The following is a 17,831-nucleotide window of genomic DNA, read 5'->3' on the forward strand; positions in this document are numbered from 1 at the left end:
AAAATACTCGACTGGCAAACACCGTATCAGGTTATGCTGACAAATTTGTCCAAAAATTCGGATTAAATTTGCAATCTACCTGATAAACATACCTACCACTTTTTAAAAGATGCAAATCACATTACCCTGAAATTTACGGCCGACAATCAAGGTTATCAAAACTATGCCTACTACCCTGTCAGAATTAACCATTCTAAGACATTTTGGGTCACATTAAAGTTCAATCCCAATCCAATTGATACGCTTATTCTCAATCACTTTTCGATGATTAAAATTCAATATTTTAAGCAGGATAACAACCGATAAGAGTACCACCTCAAAGCCGCTCATATTTCAGCTTCAATTCCCATGAATTCGACATTGACATCGTTTTCAATCCTTGTAGTATTAAGGTACAAATATAATTTGTGCTTTTATAACTACCAAAGGGGAAATCATCATGAAAATCGCGGTTATTGGTTGTACACATGCTGGTACCTTCGCTATCAAGACTATTCTATCAGAAAATCCGGATGCTCAAGTGACGGTATACGAGAAAAATGACAATATTTCATTTCTATCTTGTGGGATTGCCCTTTATCTGGGCGGCCAAGTTAAAGACCCCCAAGGCCTCTTTTATTCAAGTCCAGATGAACTGAGTAAGCTGGGGGCGACCGTCAAAATGAACCACGAAGTAACCAAAGTGGCGCCACGTCAAAAAACAATCACTGTCACCAATTTAGAAACGAATCAAACCTTCGAAGATTCTTATGATAAATTAGTTGTCACCTCTGGCTCATGGCCAGTTATCCCCCCAATTAAGGGGGTCGATAACCCAAATGTCTATCTTTGCAAGAACTGGAATCATGCAAAAAAATTATTTGAAACCGCTCCTTCAAAGAAACGAATCACAATCATTGGTGGTGGCTACATTGGTGCTGAATTGGCTGAGGCATATAGCACCACCGGCCATGAAGTCACATTACTCGATGGGGCTGACCGGGTAATGAGCAAGTATTTTGACGATGCGTTTACAAGCATCGTGGAGAGCGACTTTGCTGATCACGGCGTGACTCTTGGCCTGGATCAACAGGTCAAAGAGATCTCTGGTAATGGCCCCGTGACGATCAAAACAACCAAAGGGACCTACGAGACCGATCTGATTGTGATGTCCGTTGGTTTCCGACCAAATACCGCTTTGTTCAAAGGTGAGTTGGCAATGACCGAAAACGGCGCCCTCATTACCAACGACTACATGCAGACATCCGATCCGGATATTTTTGCGGCCGGTGATAGCGCGGCCGTCCATTATAATCCCACTCATAGCCTCTCCTACGTTCCCCTGGCAACCAATGCCGTTCGCCAAGGAATCCTGGTTGGCAAAAATATCGTTAAACCAACTGTCAAATATATGGGCACCCAGTCATCATCCGGGCTCAAATTGTACGACAAAACCATTGTTTCAACTGGTATGACGATGGCTGCCGCAACTCAGCGAGGAATGAACGCGCATGAAATCATTGTTAAAGATAACTACCGGCCGGAATTCATGCCCAGCACTGAACCGGTCTTGATGTCTTTAGTCTATGATCCCGTGTCCCGCAAAATTCTTGGTGGTTCCTTATTAAGTACACACGATGTCTCCCAGTCTGCAAATACGCTGTCAGTTTGCATCCAAAATAAGAACACAATCGATGACTTGGCGATGGTCGACATGCTATTCCAGCCTCAATTTGATCGCCCGTTTAATTACTTAAATATCCTCGCCCAGGCAGCTCAAGCCAAAGAAGCCAAATAGTTGATCATTTTTGTAAAGCAATTTGACCCACGTTATAATATGACTGCAGAGTGATGACAGTCTTTCTAAACCACATTAGCGTCTTCACGATGCAGGGGTTAAGTCGCTGCGGTTTCGATCTTAGCGTTTAACGACGAGATCGGGGTGAAAAGCAGTTTCATCCCAGATTCAATTGGAACAAGCAGGGCATCTGGTTTTAGATGCCCTGCTTGTTTTGCTTAAGCGGCCGAGATTGGTCGGAAATAGTCGGTTTGACAACGTAAACACGCTATTCCACAATACTGGGCACTAAGGATGATCTTTCTACCTTTTGCTTGCCAACAACCGGCCTTTCGATATACTTAAAGTGTACCTATTCTGACAAAGGTGGAGATCATCATGGCAAGTGACAATTTTATCATTACAACAACTGAACACATTCCCGGCAAAGAATACGACGTGATCGGCGAGGTATTTGGCCTCACCACCCAATCAAAAAACGTTGTTAGAAACATCGGCGCTGGTTTGAAAAATATCGTTGGTGGCGAAATCAAGGATTATACCAAAATGCTTGATGAGGCCCGCAACATTTCGGTCCAACGACTAGAAGATAATGCCAAGAAAATGGGTGCGGACGCAGTCGTCATGATGCGGTTTGACTCTGGTTCAATTGGCGCAGATATGCAGTCGGTTGCGGCTTATGGGACAGCAGTTAAATATAAGTAAGTGTCAAAGAACAGATTAATGTGCCATATTTTGGGGTCAAGTAATTAAACAATCGATTCTTAGACTTCCTTTATTTAGCCTGGCACGTCAGCAATACAACAGAGTGGTCCGAAAAGCAGTCCCAGCTTCTGATGGCTGGAATGGTTTTTCGGACCACTCTTTTAATTTGCTCTCCAATCTCGGTCAACCGCTATTAAACCTGCGCCTTAACTGTGGCACTCATATTCTTCAGAACTTGAGCAATTTTGGCAATTCCTGCCAGCAGGTCTGCTTCACTCATCACCAGCGGTGGCAACAATCTCAAGGTATTATGATTAGCCGGCAACGTCAGCATCCCTGCCGCCTGCAATTTAGCAATCACCGTGGCGACTTTCACGTCATCACTCAAATGAATCCCGATCATTAAACCCTTTCCACTGACGCTGGCAACAACTGGCAATGGTCCAACACGCTTTTGGATTGCCTTGAACACGACTTGGCTCTTTTGCTGAACTTGAGTCAAAAATTCTGGGGTTAACTGGGTCAAGACGGCTTTGGCAGCAGATAAGGCCAACTTGTTGCCACCAAATGTCGTGCCGTGAGTTCCCGGCCCAAATGCACTCGCTAACTTCTGCTTGCCAAGCATCGCGCCAATTGGCAGCCCATTTCCCAAAGCCTTGGCACTGGTAATAATATCCGGATCCATGTCAAATTGTTCATAGGCAAATTTAGTGCCCGTTCGCCCAATCCCTGTTTGGACTTCATCGATGATCAACAGAACACCTGTCTGATGGCACTTTTCTGATACCGCGTGCAGCCAGTCAGCATTGCCAGAGTTGATGCCACCTTCACCTTGAATCACTTCCAAGATAACCGCAGCAAACTCGTCTGTAATTTGGTCGATCGCGTAGGAATCGTTGTAGTCCGCAAAGGAGATCCCCGGAACCATGGGCGCAAAGCCTGCCTGAATCGAAGGATTGCCAGTTAATGACATCGATCCAAACGTGCGCCCGTGAAACCCATTATTAAACGCCAGCACGTTACTTTTGCCAGTATACTTACGAGCCAGCTTAAACGCCGCTTCATTCGATTCAGTGCCGGAGTTACAAAAGAAGGCCAGCATCCCTTGCGGACACAATTGCTTGGCCACCTCGTCCTGTAAAGCACTCGGATACAAATTCGACGTGTGCCAAATTTTGCCCAATTGATCAGTCACCTGTTGCTTGATTAGCGAATTGCTGTAGCCAAAACTGCAAACGCCGATGCCACTGGTGAAATCCAGATAAGTCTTACCCTTATCATCAGTCAAGTGCCAGTCGTGACCGGCAACGATTTCTATTGGATATTGTTGATACGTAGGAAAAATATTTTCCATGATTAATTGTCTCCTTTAAATTGTAACCTGCTTTGTCAAACTGGTCCCAGAATATTTCAATTCATTGGTGATGGCGACTTCTTTCACGCCATTTTTGAGGGCATCAAATGCGGCGGTAATCTTAGGCTGCATGCCCGCCTTGATCACTTTAGCTTTAAATAAACGCTTAGCGGTGGTCTGGGTCAATTGGTCAACAACGTGGTCGGCCACGATGACGCCCGGAACATCTGTGAGTAATACGAGCTTCTCAGCACCAAGTAAACGGGCAATTCCGGCCGCAGCAACATCACCATTCACGTTAAGCAGCTTGCCGTTTTCTGCCACTGCCAAAGGAGCACAGACGCCGATTTTCCGATCCAAGACTTGATTTATGTAATTGCGGTTAACCCCGGTCACTTGACCGACTTCGCCGTAGACTGCCTGGTCAAGATAGTCACCTTGAATGGCGGGGACCCCCGCAGCATTCAAACTCATCGCAGGCAAATGATGATTAGCCAGGTGCTGGCATAGCAATGGCTGAACAAGCCCCAACAGCACGGCTTGAGTGACCTTTAAAGTTTCTGGTCCGGTCACCCGAATCCCATTAATTTTGCTGACGGGTAAATGAAGTTTGGTGCTCCATTCCGAAATTTGGGGGCCACCACCATGAACAATCAAGATTTGTTTGCCAGCCTGATGCCAGTCGGCTAACTGTTGATAAAACGTTTCTGACAAATTATTTGTGGCATTGCCGCCGATTTTAATTACAATCGTTTGAGTCATCCAATCACCTTCTAGCTTCGATACGATGCATTAATTTGAACGTACTTATAAGTCAGGTCACAGCCCCAGGCGGTTCCTTCGGCAGACCCGGCATTCAAGTCAACGTCAATGACAACCTTGCTGTTTTTCAAACTGGCGGAAACTTTTGCATCTTCAATCCCAGTGGCGGTACTATTTGCCACCATCTGCATGCCATTGATTGAAACACTGACCCCGTCAATGTCGACGTGAGCGGTTGTTTGGCCAATTGCCTGCATCACCCGACCCCAGTTAGCATCAGCGCCAAAAATCATTGCCTTGACCAAGTTGGAGCCAACAATTGTTTTGGCAACCTGTTGGCCTTCAAGATGATTAAACGCGCCGGTCACATTGACTTCGACTAATTTAGAGGCGCCTTCACCGTCCCCGGCAATTTCTTGGGCCAGATGAGTGAGAACCAACTTGAACTCCTTCACAAAGGTCGGATAGTCTTCACTGGATTCAGTCAGCGGCTCGTTGCTTGCCACCCCATTGGCCATGACCATCACCATGTCGTTGGTCGACGTATCGCCATCAACAGTGATTTGATTGAAAGTCTCATCAACGGTCGTGCTGAGCATTGATTGCAGTTGCTGACCATCAATTGCGGCGTCAGTCGTCACAAATCCGAGCATCGTTGCCATGTTGGGATGAATCATCCCTGATCCTTTGCAAAATCCAGTTAAGGTCACCGGTTGATTATCAATTAAACACTTCACGGTAATTGTTTTGGGATGGGTATCAGTGGTCAAAATGGCCTTGGTAATCCCTGCAGATTGTGATAAATGAAGTTGGCTAATACCAGCCTCAATCTGATCCATCGGCAGCGGCTCACCAATCACACCGGTTGAGGCAACCGCGACCAAGTCTTTTCCAATTTTGAGCTTATCGGCAGCCAACGCCTGCATCTTGAGGGCATCGGTTTGACCCTGGGCGCCATTGCAAGAATTGGCATTACCACTATTCATCACGACTGCCTGCAGTTGATGTTTTAAATTGATCGTTTGCTTGGTCAGTTTCGTTGGGGCTGCCTGAAATTGATTGGTCGTATAAACACCTGCAGCACTGGCCGGAACTTTGGAGTAAATCCAGCCCATATCGTCCTGCTCTTCCTTTAAACCTGCGTGGATTGAATCAGAATCGAATCCGGCTGGCCATGTAAAGGCGGTTATGTTAATTGAATCTTCACTCGTCATTTGCATCCTATCGATCTCCTTTAATTAAGGCAGGAACGTTTGTAATTCCAAACCTTCAGTTTCTTTATAGTTAAATAGTTGATTAAAATTTTGAACCGCCTGGCCTGCAGCCCCTTTTAGGAGGTTGTCGATGACACTGTCCACGGTAATGGTATGAGTCACTGGGTTATAAACAAAGCCGACATTACAATTGTTCGTCCCAACAACTTGTTTGATATCTGGTAGTTGCGTGCCGGTGTACTGAACGAAATGTTTATTTGTGTATGTCTCCTTAAACGCGCTTGTCAATTGATCCTCGTTGATCCCAGCTTTTACCTTGGCGTAAATCGTGCTCATGATCCCACGGTTAATCGGCACCAAGGTTGTCATAAACTGAATTGCAGGCACTTGGTCATTCCAACTTCGCAACTCCTGCATGATTTCTGGAATGTGCTGATGCTGATTGGGCTTATAAATTTGTAAGTTTTCATCTACTTGAGTGAAATGCGTGATTGCGTGGGGGGGGTTCCCTGCCCCGGTGGTTCCCGATTTAGCATCGACAATAATGCTTTCCGGCTCGATCAAGTTGTTCTGGACGAGTGGCGCCAAGCCAAGTAACGTTGCGGTGGCATAACAACCGGGATTAGCGATGTAGGTTTGTCCCTTTGCGGATTGAAAGTCTGCGAGACCATAGTGGGTTTGCCGCAGGAATTTTGCCGGTGCCGCTGGTTTGTGATACCACTTAGTATATTGGGCTTCACTTGCCAGTCGCATGTCGCCAGATAAATCGATCACTGGAAAGTGAGCTGCCATGTATTTTGGCGCAACCTTTGAGGTTACCCCAGCTGACGTTGCGAAAAATACGACGTCATTCTTTTGAATAATGGCCTCATCGTCATATGGCAGGACTTCTGTCTGATCCTCATTAAAGATCGGGACCACCTGATTCAATTCGCTGGGTGCGGTTAATTTATGATCATAAGGATTGATCTTAGTGACTCCTGAATGTTTCTGTAAGAGTTGGTATAAAACCATCCCTGCGTATCCGGTTATTCCTACTAATGCTACCTGCATCTAATCGCCTCACAACTATTCATAAGAATGTAATATTAATGAATTGCAAATAGCTTACAATTTTTATGAGATAAATGCAAGTAATTTTTAATTTATTCATAAATGTTTCTTTATTTAGATATTTATTCATTTATTTGGGAAATAATATACATATTTTAGATTGTTCACAATTGTTTCCTTTCAACATCTAATTGCATAATTATATTGGTTATCGCATAAATTTGATAGAATGAACAAGCGATACTTTGATCCCTTATTGATACAAAAAGGCGCTGCATTCCACAAAAACAGAATGCAGCGTCTTTTTTACTTAAATTCTGGGATCAAATTCCCTCTTGTCCCAATCAGCTGAAGTTTCGAATACTGAGTTGCTAAAACATGGTTCAAACTATGGCCGGGGAGCCCCAACTGCATCGTGAACATCGGCCGGGATCTTATCCAGTGCTTGGCTCAGATCGGCAATCAAATCATCGGCATTCTCGACCCCAACTGATACCCGGATCAAGTCAGGAGTGATCCCCGCTTCCTTCAACTCTTCTTCGTTAAGTTGGGCATGGGTCGTTGAAGCTGGATGAATGATCAGGGATTTGGCATCAGCAACATTCGCCAATAATGAAAACAACTTCAAATTTTGAATCAGTTGTTTGCCGGCTCTTTCGCCACCCTTTAGGCCAAGCGTAAAGATCGACCCCACGCCTTTGGGGAAGTACCGCTCCGCTAAATCATGATACTGACTGTCTTCAAGGCCAGGATAGTTAATCCAAGCGACTTTCGGATGATGATGAAGGAAATTAACAATCTTTTTCGTATTCTCAACGTGGCGTTCAACTCTTAACGATAAGGACTCTAGCCCTTGCAGCAATAAGAAGGAATTAAACGGGCTGATGGTTGCCCCAAGGTCTCTCAATGATTCTGCGCGAACCTTGGTCGTAAACGCACTGCCACCCAAATCAGCGAACACTAATCCATTGTATTGCGCATTGGGTTCGGTAAAACCAGGATAGCGGCCACTGGCTTGCCAATCAAATTTGCCATTTTCAACAATCACGCCACCCATTGTAGTCCCGTGACCACCGATAAACTTAGTGGCCGAATGAACCACAACATCGGCACCGTGATCTAATGGCCGAACCAAATAGGGCGTTCCAAATGTATTATCCACGATCAAAATAATGCCATGACGGTGGGCGACTTCAGCAATCGCCTCAAAATCCACCAGATTAATGCCCGGATTACCAATGCTTTCAACGTATAATGCTTTCGTGCGCTCATTAATTGGGGCTTCGAAGTTTTCCGGGTCATCGGGGTCAACAAAGTGGGTCTTGATGCCTAACTTTGGTAAGGTCACATTGAATAAATTGAAAGTGCCACCATATAACGTGCTGGCAGAAACAATCTCGTCACCTTTAGCTGCAACGTTAAGAATGGCTGCGGTAATCGCTGCAGAACCGGTTGCTAAAGTCACGCCAGCTGTCCCATTTTCCAGCGCAGCCACTCGTTTATCGACAACATCGGTCGTGGGGTTAGTCAACCGGGTATAAATATTTCCGGGATCGGTTAGCCCAAACCGCCCGGCAGCCTGTTCAGGGCTGTCAAAGACATAGGAAGTTGTTTGATAAATTGGAACCGCTCGTGATCCGGTTTCGTCAACAACTTGTCCTGCGTGAACCTGTAGTGTCTCAAAGTGTAAATTTTGTTCTTCGTTTGTTTGTGTCATAATGATAAACCCACTTTCTTGTCTGTTAAGAGTTGCGTCCAATTTTGATAAAATTTAATACTGGCCTCTCGCCAGGTTTCGTGAACCATTCCAGTCGTTGAATCTTCAAAATAATGTTCTGGCAGTTGAATCGGTAGATGCTTTTTCACGTCGCGCAGATATTCTTCTGCCAGAGTTTGTTCCTGATATTCAGGATGCCCGGTTACGTAGGTGGTCTGTTTGCTTGGTGCTGATAAGATAATCGGTCCGGACTGCAGTGATGAGGCCACCACCGTCAAGCCAGCCGGAAGATCGTTCTCATCAAGGACACTTTCCGTCTTCCGGGATTGAGGCATCCGAATCAAACCGCCAGCCCCAAAGCCACGAGCGAGTGGTGATTCATGATTGACTTTGGTTGCTGAATAAATCCCAAATAATTTTCGTGGCAATAAGTGCTTTTCAATGCCAAAGTCGTGATAGAGGCCTGCCTGGGCTGCCCAGCATTCATAGAGTTGCTCTTTAACATGGGTGCTGGCCCAATCAGTAATTGTCACAAATTCATCCCAATAATCGACGGCTTCAAATTTAAGGGTTTCAACTGGCGCCCCAGTGATAATCAGGCCATCGAAGAATTGATCCTGGATCTGGGCAAGACTGACATAATGAGCTTCAATCTGCGCTCTCGGGGTCCCTCTAAAGTGATGAGTTACTGGATACATAAACGTTAATTGAACCTCCCGATCACAATCATTGAACCGTGACAAAAACTGTAATTCAGTGTTTTGCCGAGTTGGCATCAGATTCAATACCAAGATTGATAATGGTTGTTCAAGTGGTTGGTTCTGCCAATTCCCACTGGCATAAACTAACCCGTTCGTTGCGTTTGCCGTCATCCAAATCATCTCCTTATTAGCAATCAAAAAAAGCTTCCGTCCACATAGTTATGATTAACTACGGGACGAAAGCTTCGTGATGCCACCCTGATTCATTGCCGCTTCACAGTGACAACCTCAATAAGTACTCCTTGGCATAACCAAGGAAAACCCTGTCATATATCGGTCACCACCGGACGTGCTAGCCTCGCAACCGCACGTCAGACTCAGAGCTCATCTTCACGTCGCTGTCGGGCACTTCTCTCACCAATCGAAGCTCTCTGTATTGCCGACATAAACGCTACTCTTCTCTTCAACGTCTAATCTATCTTTAATAATTGCTGATAACTTTATCATCGTTCTAACAGGCTGTCAATCTATTTTTATGAAAAAATTTTAGTTTGTCGGTTACAAAATGAGCTTATAATGTGTTTATTAATCATTCCAGGGAGATTAACATGGAGAACCCAATTTCTGAAGATGAATTGATTGCGACTTGCGGAAAAGTTGGCAAAATATTGCTCACCAGCGGTGCTGAAACTTCTCGAGTGGAAAGTACGGTGGAGTACATTGGCAAGGCTGCCCACTTTGATATTAGCTGTCACGCCACGATTACCGCGTTATTTGTTGGGACCAACCAGCAAAGCCGCACGCATTTAGTGAAAGTCCGGCTTGGCGATTTTAATTTGGAAAAAGTCGATGAAATCAATACGATGTCCCGAAAATTTGTGGAAGGTAAAATTAACTTTGATGAACTCAAAATTGCGATCGATCAAATTGATCACAAAGTTATTGACTTTACTTGGCCGCAAAAGATCTTTGGCGCCGGGGTTGTTTCAGTTGCGCCAATGCTATTATTCAAGGCAACCTGGGCTGACTTGGGGCTAGCCTTCTTTGTCGGTATTTTTGGTTACCTCGCCGCCCAACTGGCTGGCCGGCGGATTAAAACACCCTACGTTGCGGCAGGCTGTGGCGGCTTCATTGTTGGCCTATTAGCAGCAGCCCTGCAAACTGTTGGAATTGCCACCAGTGCCGGTAACATCATCGTCAGTGCCCTCATGCCGCTCGTTCCGGGAGTTGCCATCACCAACTCATTTCGAGAAATCGTCGACCGCAATACGATTTCCGGCGTTGTTCGAGCAGTCGATGCGATTATCATTGCCGGATCAATCGGCGCTGGCGTGGTGCTTGGCACATCCCTTTGCTCGTTATTGGCTCACATGATTGGGGGCTTTTGATGCGAGTCCTAATTGAATTTGTCATTAGCTTTTTATCAACAGTCGGCTTCGGCCTCATTACCAACGTCCCGCGCCGATCACTACTGCCAGCGGGGATCACCGGTTCACTTGCCTGGGTCGCTTACTATCTGGTACTACAGGTTGATCCTGGCTTAATTTTACCCAACTTCACTGCCGCCATTGTGATTGGGATCCTTGGAAACATTTCAGCAGTCTTATTTCGAGTGCCGGTCAACATCATTTACGTGCCCAGCCTGGTGTCATTAGTTCCCGGCGGAATCCTCTATTTGGGGATGCGTAGTTTTACGTTAGGCCGGGAAGCCCCCACTTCGCAATATCTGTTTAATACACTCACGATTGCCATTTCACTTGCCGTGGGATTTGTGGTTGCCGAAGTTATTTTTTACCGGATTAAACCGATTCTCATGAAGATCGTCACTCAGCGACGATCCCCATCACATTCCTAATCTCGGGATGACGAGAAACTGCGGATCGATCACTGACTAAATCAGTGACGGCGAACAATCAGCTATTGACAAAAGATCTGGCATGGCCTATTCTCAGGTTAATTAAACATGAGACGTTAATGAGAAGAGTAACTGGTTGGCTTACCAAACAGAGACTGCTGAATGCTGAAAATGCAGGCTAAACCAATCGGTGAAGATGAGCTCGGAGTCTTGTCGAAAGTGAAAGCTTTAGACACGTTGAGGGGTCGATATCCCCCAGAATATGATCTTTTTGATTGTATTTTTGAGGTGATTCAGCGTAAGTTGAATCACAAACTTTGGGTGGCACCACGACTAAATTCGTCCCTGGACAATTATTTTTGTTCAGGGATTTTTTGCGTCTAATGAAAATCAATCTTCATTTGAAAGGGAGCGGATCTGATGAGAATAAGTTCATCAGCAGAAAAAACATTTTTAGAAAAGGTATTTGCAACAGACGGGTTTTCAGAACATGATGGCGCCCTACTTGCCGACACATTAGTTGATGCGGATTTACGGGGCATTTCGTCCCATGGGATTCAACGGTTGGCTTGGTACACCAGCATGATCAAAGAACACATTATTGAACCCAAAAACAAAGTGAAAGTCCTAAAGGAAACGCCGACCAGCCTACTGATCGATGCCAATAAAAACATGGGTCAGATTGCCTCAGCATTTGCAATGAACAGCTTAATCGACAAAACCAAGAAATTGGGGATTTCGCTGGCTGTTATCCGCAACTCCAATCATTTCGGAACGGCCGGCTACTATGCCCGCTTAGCCGCTAAGCAAGGATTAATTGGGATTGCCTTGACCAACACGCGCCCATTAGTTGTTCCAACCAACGCGACTGAGGCCTTCTTGGGTTCCAATGCCTTCGCCTTTACTTTCCCGGCTGACCCCCATCCCTTTGTCTTCGATGGGGCGACCTCGATTGTTTCCAGTGGAAAGATTCAAGTGCTCGCCAAAAACAATCAACCCATTCCCGGCGACTGGGCGGTTGATGACCAACGACACGTGGTCACCGATGCGCAAAAAGTGGAAGACAATTTGGCCAAAGTTGCCTTCACGGAAGATGAGCCTGGCGGCGGAGTCTTAACCCTTGGCGGTCTGCTTGAACAAAATTCCAACTACAAAGGTTTTGGTAACTCCTTAGTGGTTGAATTATTGACCGGAATTTTGGCTCAGGGGTCGATCTCTGCTGATACGAATAAGCCAGGTCGACATGACTTCAGTCAGTTCTTCTTAACCATTAATCCGGCGTTATTTGGTGAGCTTGATGATCTCAAGCAACGGGCTTCTAAGATGTTTGATCGGATTCGCCATCTTAAGCACGTTTCCGGGACTCATATCATGATCCCCGGTGATCGTGAGTATAAGCATTATGACGAAAATCTCAAACAAGGCGTTGTGATTGATGATAAGACCGCCAAGGAGCTTGAAACAATTGGCAAGCAAGCCGGTGTTGCCGTTCCCCCAGCAATCTAGTTCTGATTGGTATCTCCACTTATAACTAACTCTACAAAATGCTTTTCTGCAACCAAAAGCGTTATAGTAGTTGTGGTACCAACAAAATGATTTGAGGAGGTATTCAATTGAAAACTGTTCTGATTTTGGGAGCTGCCGGTCAAATTTCAAGTTATTTGATTCCAGCCCTCTTACAACAAACTAATTTTAACTTAAAACTGTATGCTCGCAATGCCAATAATCGGATTAAAGTGACTGATCCGAGCAGAGAAATTGTCATTGATGGCGACTTCAACGATAAAGCTACCTTGGATCGAGCCATGGATGGGGTTGACGCAGTGTATCTAAACGAAATGCGTGATCTTGATTCCGTTAAAAATATTGTGGCGGCAATGGATGCCAACCACGTCCGTCAATTTATCGGGGCCACCGTCCTTGGAATTGAAGATGAGGTCAAAGGCGCCTTTGGTCAGTGGAATACCAGTATGATTGAAAGCTCAATCACCAAGCGGATTAAAACCGCCAAAGTCATTAAGAATTCTGATCTCACTTATACGTTGCTGCGGTTAGCTTGGCTTTATAATAAAGACGGTAACACCAACTATGAGTTAACTGACAGCGACCAGCCATTTGGTGGTACCCAAGTGACCCGTCAGGCTGTTGCCCAACTAATTGTTAACATTTTGCAGGATGAATCACGCAAGTACGCCCGCAAGAGCTTGGGTGTTAACGAGCCGAATACAAATTGGGATAAACCGTCGTTTTATTAATTTGATGAAATTAGGCCGAACGGTAACTTGATCCCAGAATTTAAGTAAAAAAAGTAATGCATTCCGGTTTTGGAATGCATTACTTTTTGGCTTAAATGGCAAGGATCAGTCACATTTAGCTGGTATTATTTCTAGGAAACTGAAGCGCAAATTTAAAGCGTTTAAGTTAAATCTTACCGACTAATTTAGTTCCCGGCTGCAACGTTTTTTCACCTGGCTTCCAATTTGCTGGGCAAACCCGATCGCCGTGTTCAGCGACAAATTGAGCGGCTTCTAAAGTCCGGAGCACTTCCTGGGCATTGCGACCGATGCCCATATCGTTGATCGTGTACGACCGAATGGTACCTTGGGGATCAATGATGAAGACCCCTCGGTAGGCTTGACCAGCATCCTCATCAAGAACGTCAAAGAACCGGGCTAGCTTACCAGCTGGATCTGCCAACATTGGGTACTGGACTTTACCAACCTCTTCACTTTGTTCATGCCAGGCTTGGTGAACAAATTCCGTATCTTCAGAAACGGAATAAATTTCTGCGCCAGCTTTTTTAAACGCCGCGTAATTATCAGCTAAATCGCCTAACTCAGTTGGACAAACAAATGAAAAATCAGCGGGATAAAAGAACATAATCGACCAATGCCCTAATAGGTCCTGCTTGGCAACTGGTTTGACTTCACCATTCTGAAAAGCATTTACTTTGAAATCATCAATTTCTTTACCGATAAAGTTCATATGCGTCTCCTCCAATAATTATCATTTACAACCTGTATCCAGTTTAAAATATTTCGGAGAAGTTTTCAATAATGATTCTAAGATAATATCAATTCTAACTTAAAAGCGGACTAATCTGTAAAGATTTTCTTGGCAATTCCAAATGCCGACCAAGCCTTGGGCCACCCGGCATAGAATGCCAAGTGAGTGATTAATTCAACCATCTCATCTTTGGTCACGCCATTTTGTTTGGCCATCTTCATATGAGCTTCTAACTGTGGGAACAAGCCCTGTGACATCAGGCTGGCACAGGTGATCATGCTCCGGTCGCGAGCGGATAGTTTGGATTCTCGGGACCAAACCTCGCCAAATAAAACATCGTCATTTAATTCCGCAAACTTGGGAGCAAAATCACCCAAATTATCGCGACCAGCTGTTTGTTTTTTTGCCATTGTTATTTGACCTCCAATTTGTCATATTGTTCATCTAAAACTGGCTCTAACCATTCCGGAGTTCCCGCAGTAATTGCAATGTGGGAGAACCAGCTATCCTTGGTGGCACCATGCCAGTGTTTAACACCATCGTGGGTGACGATAACATCGCCTGGGACTAGGTGCTGGGCTGGCTTTCCTTCCTCCTGGTACCAGCCTTCACCGCCAGTGACCAATAAAATCTGAAAGCCATCGTGGTGAATGTGCCAGTTATTCCGGCAGCCAGGTTCAAAAGTGACGTTCCCCACCCCCACATTAACATCAGGATCATTCACCAATCCCTGTAAATAACTCTGGCCAACAAAATACTTTGCATAGGCATCATTCTTCGGCCCAGCTGGAAAAATAATCCCATTCTTAACATTTTCATTTTTTGCCATGATTCATTTCTCCTTTTATGCTTGTTTAGTTGGGTAAACCGTAAACTCATTTACGTTAACGTCTTCTGGCTGATCAATCGCAAAGTTCACCACTCGGGCAACCGCTTGCGGACTAATGCCAACCGAGTTATACAGACTGTCCATCCCCGCTCTCGTCTTTTCATCAGTGATTGTGTGAAGCAACTCCGTATTGATAGCAGCCGGATACAACGTCGCGGTCCGAATGTTGGTCCCCTCTTGGGCACTTTCCATTCGAATCACTTCCATCAAATTACGAACGGCAAACTTGGTTGCGCCATAAACGCCGGCGCCAGTAAAGCTCTTAATCCCGGCAACTGAGGAAGCCGTGATAATTTGACCATGCTTTTGGCTGGTGAAATCAGGCATTACTGCGGCTACCCCGTTTAGAACCCCTTTCAAGTTAATATCGATCATTGCGTTCCACTCATCGACATGGAGCGCGCTGATTGGCGAACTCGGCATGATCCCCGCATTGTTAAAAATGACATCCACTCGGCCAAATTGATCCTTTGCCAACTGAACCAATGCTTTAACTTCTGCCGGCTTGGTCACATCGGTTGATCGATAGGTGGCCTGACCGCCAGCCTTAATGATTTGATCAGCAATCTCCTTTATTCTTTCCGTTCGGCGGGCGCCCAATACTAACTTGGCTCCATTTTTAGCGAGCAACTTTGCGGATGCTTCCCCAATTCCAGAGGATGCCCCGGTAATAATGACAACTTTACTTTCAACACTCATATAGCCATCTCCTCAAATTAATTTCAAGTTTTTCTTTACAAACGTCACCTTACAACTTAAAGTGGACTTTAAGTCAATAACTAATTTTAACAAGAATTGAGGAATTTAAATGCCAGCACTCAAAACTGAATCAAGTTATCCAATTGGCAAATTTGCTGATCTCGTTGATCTCACCGCACCAACAATTCGTTACTATGAGAGCCAAGGCCTCTTGAAGGCTAGACGAAACGACAGTGGCCGGCGTTATTTCACTGAAGCGGATATCAAATGGGTCAAGTTCCTACTGCATTTAAAAGGAACTGGCATGAGCATCAACGACCTCAAGCAATACGTCACTTGGCGCGCTATGGGCGACGAGACCATCCCTAATCGGTTGGCACTGTTGGAAAATACTCAAGCTGATTTCATGAAGAAATACCGCGAAGTCCAACACCATTTGGAAATTTTGAATGACAAAATCAACTGGTACAAACAAAAAGAAACCGGCAAAACGGATAGTCAGGAACCCTTTGCCGATTATTTAAACCGGATGGGCCACGAGGAATAAAGCGACCGTTAATATTTTGCTTTACAAACGCTTTCATTCAACTTAAAGTATAGTTATAAATAACTTCTTGTTTTAAAAGGATTGGAGATAGCACGATGGCAGAAACCGATTCAGAACATAGATATACCCTTAGTGAATTTTCACGAATTGTTGATCTGCCCATCCCGACAATTCATGCTTATGAACGTCAACGAGTTATCAAGGCCCATAGCAGCGAAGGCAGCCGGAGAATTTTCACCGATGCCGACGTTGACTGGGTCAAGTGTTTAGTTCATTTAAAGGCCGCTGGAATGAGCCTGCAAGATATTCAAGAATACGTTGCCTGGCAGGACTTGGGTGACGACACGATCCCTAATTGCGTGTCCTTATTGGAGCGAACCCGTGACGAATTTGTTCGTAAAAATCAGCGAATTCTTCAACACTTGCAAGTGGTCAATGATCGCATTGCTTGGTATGAGGCGAAAGAATCTGGCGAGCCAAGCGGCAATGAACCGTTTGCGCAGTACGTCAAGGAACGCGGCCACACAGAATAGGTAATCACTAGATTGTGGCTGATAAACAACCTTCAGAAATTCGACATCAAAAAGGAGTCCAGGACATATATTAATTTTCAATCGATGATTATTCACATAGATCACCATAGCCACTTAGATAAAAGCTGCGCCAAATGGCTGATCCCTGCCATTTAATAAAAATGACCAACTATTCCAAAGTCAGGAATAATTGGTCATTTTCGTTAAATTCTGGGATCAAAACGCCTGTTGTCCCTGTCTCCTAACTACTCATACAATATCATGGCACCCACATAACCAAACCCAACGGCAAATTTGACACTGACGACTTTTTTATCATGGTTGGCCAAGAAACGGTTCACTTTCTTATCCAAGCTATTTTGGCCCATCGCAGTAAACGTTTTGCTTTTCATGTGATTACCTCATTTCTTTTCGATACTTTGCATACATATAAACGGCCGCGGCGATCATCGCAAACGCGTATTTATACAGCTTGAATTGATTAACCAAATACGTTGACGGAAACACAATCTCACAAACCAGAATCACAACCAATGCCCACGACATTGCTTTCAAGTATGTCTTGGAAGTTCGCTCATCCGATTCACCTAGCCGTCTTACCAATATCCATACCATGACGAAAGATAATACGAGGAGAATCATTCCGGTGCCAACCAATATATTAAAGTTGTCGCTGTCCTTTTCCGCCCATAATTTAATTGGATAAAAAATCCAGGCTGGAATATCTGAAAGTGATTTAACGTCCATCGGAACCATCTCCTTCTACATAAGTAAAAATATCAGTAATCGGGACCTTAAAATAGTGAGCGATCCGAAATGCCAACTTGAGTGACGGTGAATAATGACCCTTTTCCATGACTAAAATTGTTTGCTTACTGACACCAACTGCATCTGCCAAGTCCTTTTGAGACATGTGACTGAGAACCCTGAATTCATATACTTTGTTCATAATCTGATCATCATCAAACTTCTTTTTACTCATTTGCATCACCTCACCTCACAAGAATAGCCTACAACTA

At 44.8% G+C, this 17,831-nt stretch carries 21 protein-coding genes; 8 read left to right on the top strand and 13 right to left on the bottom strand.

What is annotated here, in order from left to right:
- Positions 1–439 precede the first annotated feature (439 nt).
- Both KTE19_RS05555 and KTE19_RS05560 read left to right on the top strand, forming a co-directional pair.
- Positions 440–1,777, top strand: coding sequence for an FAD-dependent oxidoreductase (locus KTE19_RS05555; protein ID WP_217341809.1), 1,338 nt, complete (start codon positions 440–442; stop codon positions 1,775–1,777).
- Between the two features lie 378 nt (positions 1,778–2,155).
- Positions 2,156–2,482 (top strand): heavy metal-binding domain-containing protein, encoded by a 327-nt coding sequence (locus tag KTE19_RS05560; RefSeq protein ID WP_056983250.1) that lies wholly within the window; start codon positions 2,156–2,158, stop codon positions 2,480–2,482.
- 193 nt (positions 2,483–2,675) lie between these two features.
- Here KTE19_RS05560 and argD read toward each other — a convergent pair whose 3' ends face one another.
- From argD to KTE19_RS05590, 6 genes are all read right to left on the bottom strand, one after another.
- On the bottom strand, positions 2,676–3,836 hold the full coding sequence (argD, locus tag KTE19_RS05565; protein ID WP_217163139.1) for an acetylornithine transaminase: 1,161 nt from the start codon (positions 3,834–3,836) through the stop codon (positions 2,676–2,678).
- A gap of 15 nt (positions 3,837–3,851) precedes the next feature.
- Positions 3,852–4,598, bottom strand: a complete 747-nt coding sequence (gene argB, locus KTE19_RS05570) for an acetylglutamate kinase (protein WP_217163137.1) — start codon at positions 4,596–4,598, stop codon at positions 3,852–3,854.
- A gap of 11 nt (positions 4,599–4,609) precedes the next feature.
- A complete protein-coding gene (gene argJ / locus KTE19_RS05575; RefSeq protein ID WP_217341810.1) occupies positions 4,610–5,818 on the bottom strand; it encodes a bifunctional glutamate N-acetyltransferase/amino-acid acetyltransferase ArgJ in 1,209 nt (402 codons plus the stop codon).
- 18 nt (positions 5,819–5,836) lie between these two features.
- Entirely contained in the window at positions 5,837–6,865 is a 1,029-nt protein-coding gene (gene argC, locus KTE19_RS05580) for an N-acetyl-gamma-glutamyl-phosphate reductase (protein WP_217341811.1), read from the bottom strand.
- A gap of 388 nt (positions 6,866–7,253) precedes the next feature.
- Positions 7,254–8,582: an O-acetylhomoserine aminocarboxypropyltransferase/cysteine synthase family protein gene (locus KTE19_RS05585; protein ID WP_217163130.1), complete on the bottom strand. Its 1,329-nt coding sequence runs from the start codon at positions 8,580–8,582 to the stop codon at positions 7,254–7,256.
- Positions 8,579–9,454: a homoserine O-acetyltransferase/O-succinyltransferase family protein gene (locus tag KTE19_RS05590; RefSeq protein WP_217163128.1), complete on the bottom strand. Its 876-nt coding sequence runs from the start codon at positions 9,452–9,454 to the stop codon at positions 8,579–8,581. The genes KTE19_RS05585 and KTE19_RS05590 overlap by 4 nt, the downstream gene beginning before the upstream one ends.
- 437 nt (positions 9,455–9,891) lie before the next feature.
- Between KTE19_RS05590 and KTE19_RS05595 the strand changes: the two genes are divergently transcribed.
- The 4 genes from KTE19_RS05595 (at position 9,892) to KTE19_RS05610 (ending at position 13,393) form a co-directional block, all read left to right on the top strand.
- The gene (locus tag KTE19_RS05595) at positions 9,892–10,671 is read left to right on the top strand and encodes a threonine/serine exporter family protein (protein WP_217163126.1); all 780 of its coding nucleotides are present in this window, start codon (positions 9,892–9,894) and stop codon (positions 10,669–10,671) included.
- Positions 10,671–11,138, top strand: coding sequence for a threonine/serine exporter family protein (locus tag KTE19_RS05600; RefSeq protein WP_217163124.1), 468 nt, complete (start codon positions 10,671–10,673; stop codon positions 11,136–11,138). Before KTE19_RS05595 ends, KTE19_RS05600 begins: the two co-directional genes overlap by 1 nt.
- 420 nt (positions 11,139–11,558) lie before the next feature.
- Positions 11,559–12,644 (top strand): Ldh family oxidoreductase, encoded by a 1,086-nt coding sequence (locus KTE19_RS05605; protein ID WP_217163122.1) that lies wholly within the window; start codon positions 11,559–11,561, stop codon positions 12,642–12,644.
- 107 nt (positions 12,645–12,751) lie between these two features.
- The gene (locus tag KTE19_RS05610) at positions 12,752–13,393 is read left to right on the top strand and encodes an NAD(P)H-binding protein (protein ID WP_217163120.1); all 642 of its coding nucleotides are present in this window, start codon (positions 12,752–12,754) and stop codon (positions 13,391–13,393) included.
- Between the two features lie 166 nt (positions 13,394–13,559).
- On the opposite strand, the gene ahpC is transcribed toward KTE19_RS05610, so the two are convergent.
- From ahpC to KTE19_RS05630, 4 genes are all read right to left on the bottom strand, one after another.
- Positions 13,560–14,123: an alkyl hydroperoxide reductase subunit C gene (gene ahpC / locus KTE19_RS05615; protein ID WP_217163118.1), complete on the bottom strand. Its 564-nt coding sequence runs from the start codon at positions 14,121–14,123 to the stop codon at positions 13,560–13,562.
- Between the two features lie 110 nt (positions 14,124–14,233).
- Positions 14,234–14,554, bottom strand: coding sequence for a carboxymuconolactone decarboxylase family protein (locus KTE19_RS05620; protein WP_054747726.1), 321 nt, complete (start codon positions 14,552–14,554; stop codon positions 14,234–14,236).
- A 2-nt stretch (positions 14,555–14,556) separates the two neighbouring features.
- Positions 14,557–14,973 (bottom strand): cupin domain-containing protein, encoded by a 417-nt coding sequence (locus KTE19_RS05625; protein ID WP_217341812.1) that lies wholly within the window; start codon positions 14,971–14,973, stop codon positions 14,557–14,559.
- Between the two features lie 15 nt (positions 14,974–14,988).
- Positions 14,989–15,732 (bottom strand): SDR family oxidoreductase, encoded by a 744-nt coding sequence (locus KTE19_RS05630; RefSeq protein ID WP_217341813.1) that lies wholly within the window; start codon positions 15,730–15,732, stop codon positions 14,989–14,991.
- Between the two features lie 109 nt (positions 15,733–15,841).
- Between KTE19_RS05630 and KTE19_RS05635 the strand changes: the two genes are divergently transcribed.
- Both KTE19_RS05635 and KTE19_RS05640 read left to right on the top strand, forming a co-directional pair.
- Entirely contained in the window at positions 15,842–16,279 is a 438-nt protein-coding gene (locus KTE19_RS05635) for a MerR family transcriptional regulator (RefSeq protein ID WP_217341814.1), read from the top strand.
- 95 nt (positions 16,280–16,374) lie between these two features.
- Positions 16,375–16,812 carry a MerR family transcriptional regulator gene (locus KTE19_RS05640; protein WP_217341815.1) on the top strand — a complete coding sequence of 146 codons (438 nt, stop codon included), beginning with the start codon at positions 16,375–16,377 and terminating at the stop codon, positions 16,810–16,812.
- Positions 16,813–17,057: 245 nt separating this feature from the next.
- Here the strand turns inward: KTE19_RS05640 and KTE19_RS05645 are convergent, their stop codons facing one another.
- From KTE19_RS05645 to KTE19_RS05655, 3 genes are read right to left on the bottom strand one after another with little or no spacing between them, the layout of a single operon-like run.
- Positions 17,058–17,204 (bottom strand): hypothetical protein, encoded by a 147-nt coding sequence (locus KTE19_RS05645; RefSeq protein WP_217163109.1) that lies wholly within the window; start codon positions 17,202–17,204, stop codon positions 17,058–17,060.
- Between the two features lie 4 nt (positions 17,205–17,208).
- Positions 17,209–17,559, bottom strand: coding sequence for a hypothetical protein (locus tag KTE19_RS05650; RefSeq protein ID WP_054747737.1), 351 nt, complete (start codon positions 17,557–17,559; stop codon positions 17,209–17,211).
- A complete protein-coding gene (locus tag KTE19_RS05655) occupies positions 17,549–17,794 on the bottom strand; it encodes a helix-turn-helix transcriptional regulator (protein WP_054747739.1) in 246 nt (81 codons plus the stop codon). Before KTE19_RS05655 ends, KTE19_RS05650 begins: the two co-directional genes overlap by 11 nt.
- Positions 17,795–17,831 lie beyond the last annotated feature (37 nt).

The sequence above is a fragment of the Lentilactobacillus dabitei genome (assembly GCF_019061365.1).
GTDB lineage: Bacteria > Bacillota > Bacilli > Lactobacillales > Lactobacillaceae > Lentilactobacillus > Lentilactobacillus dabitei.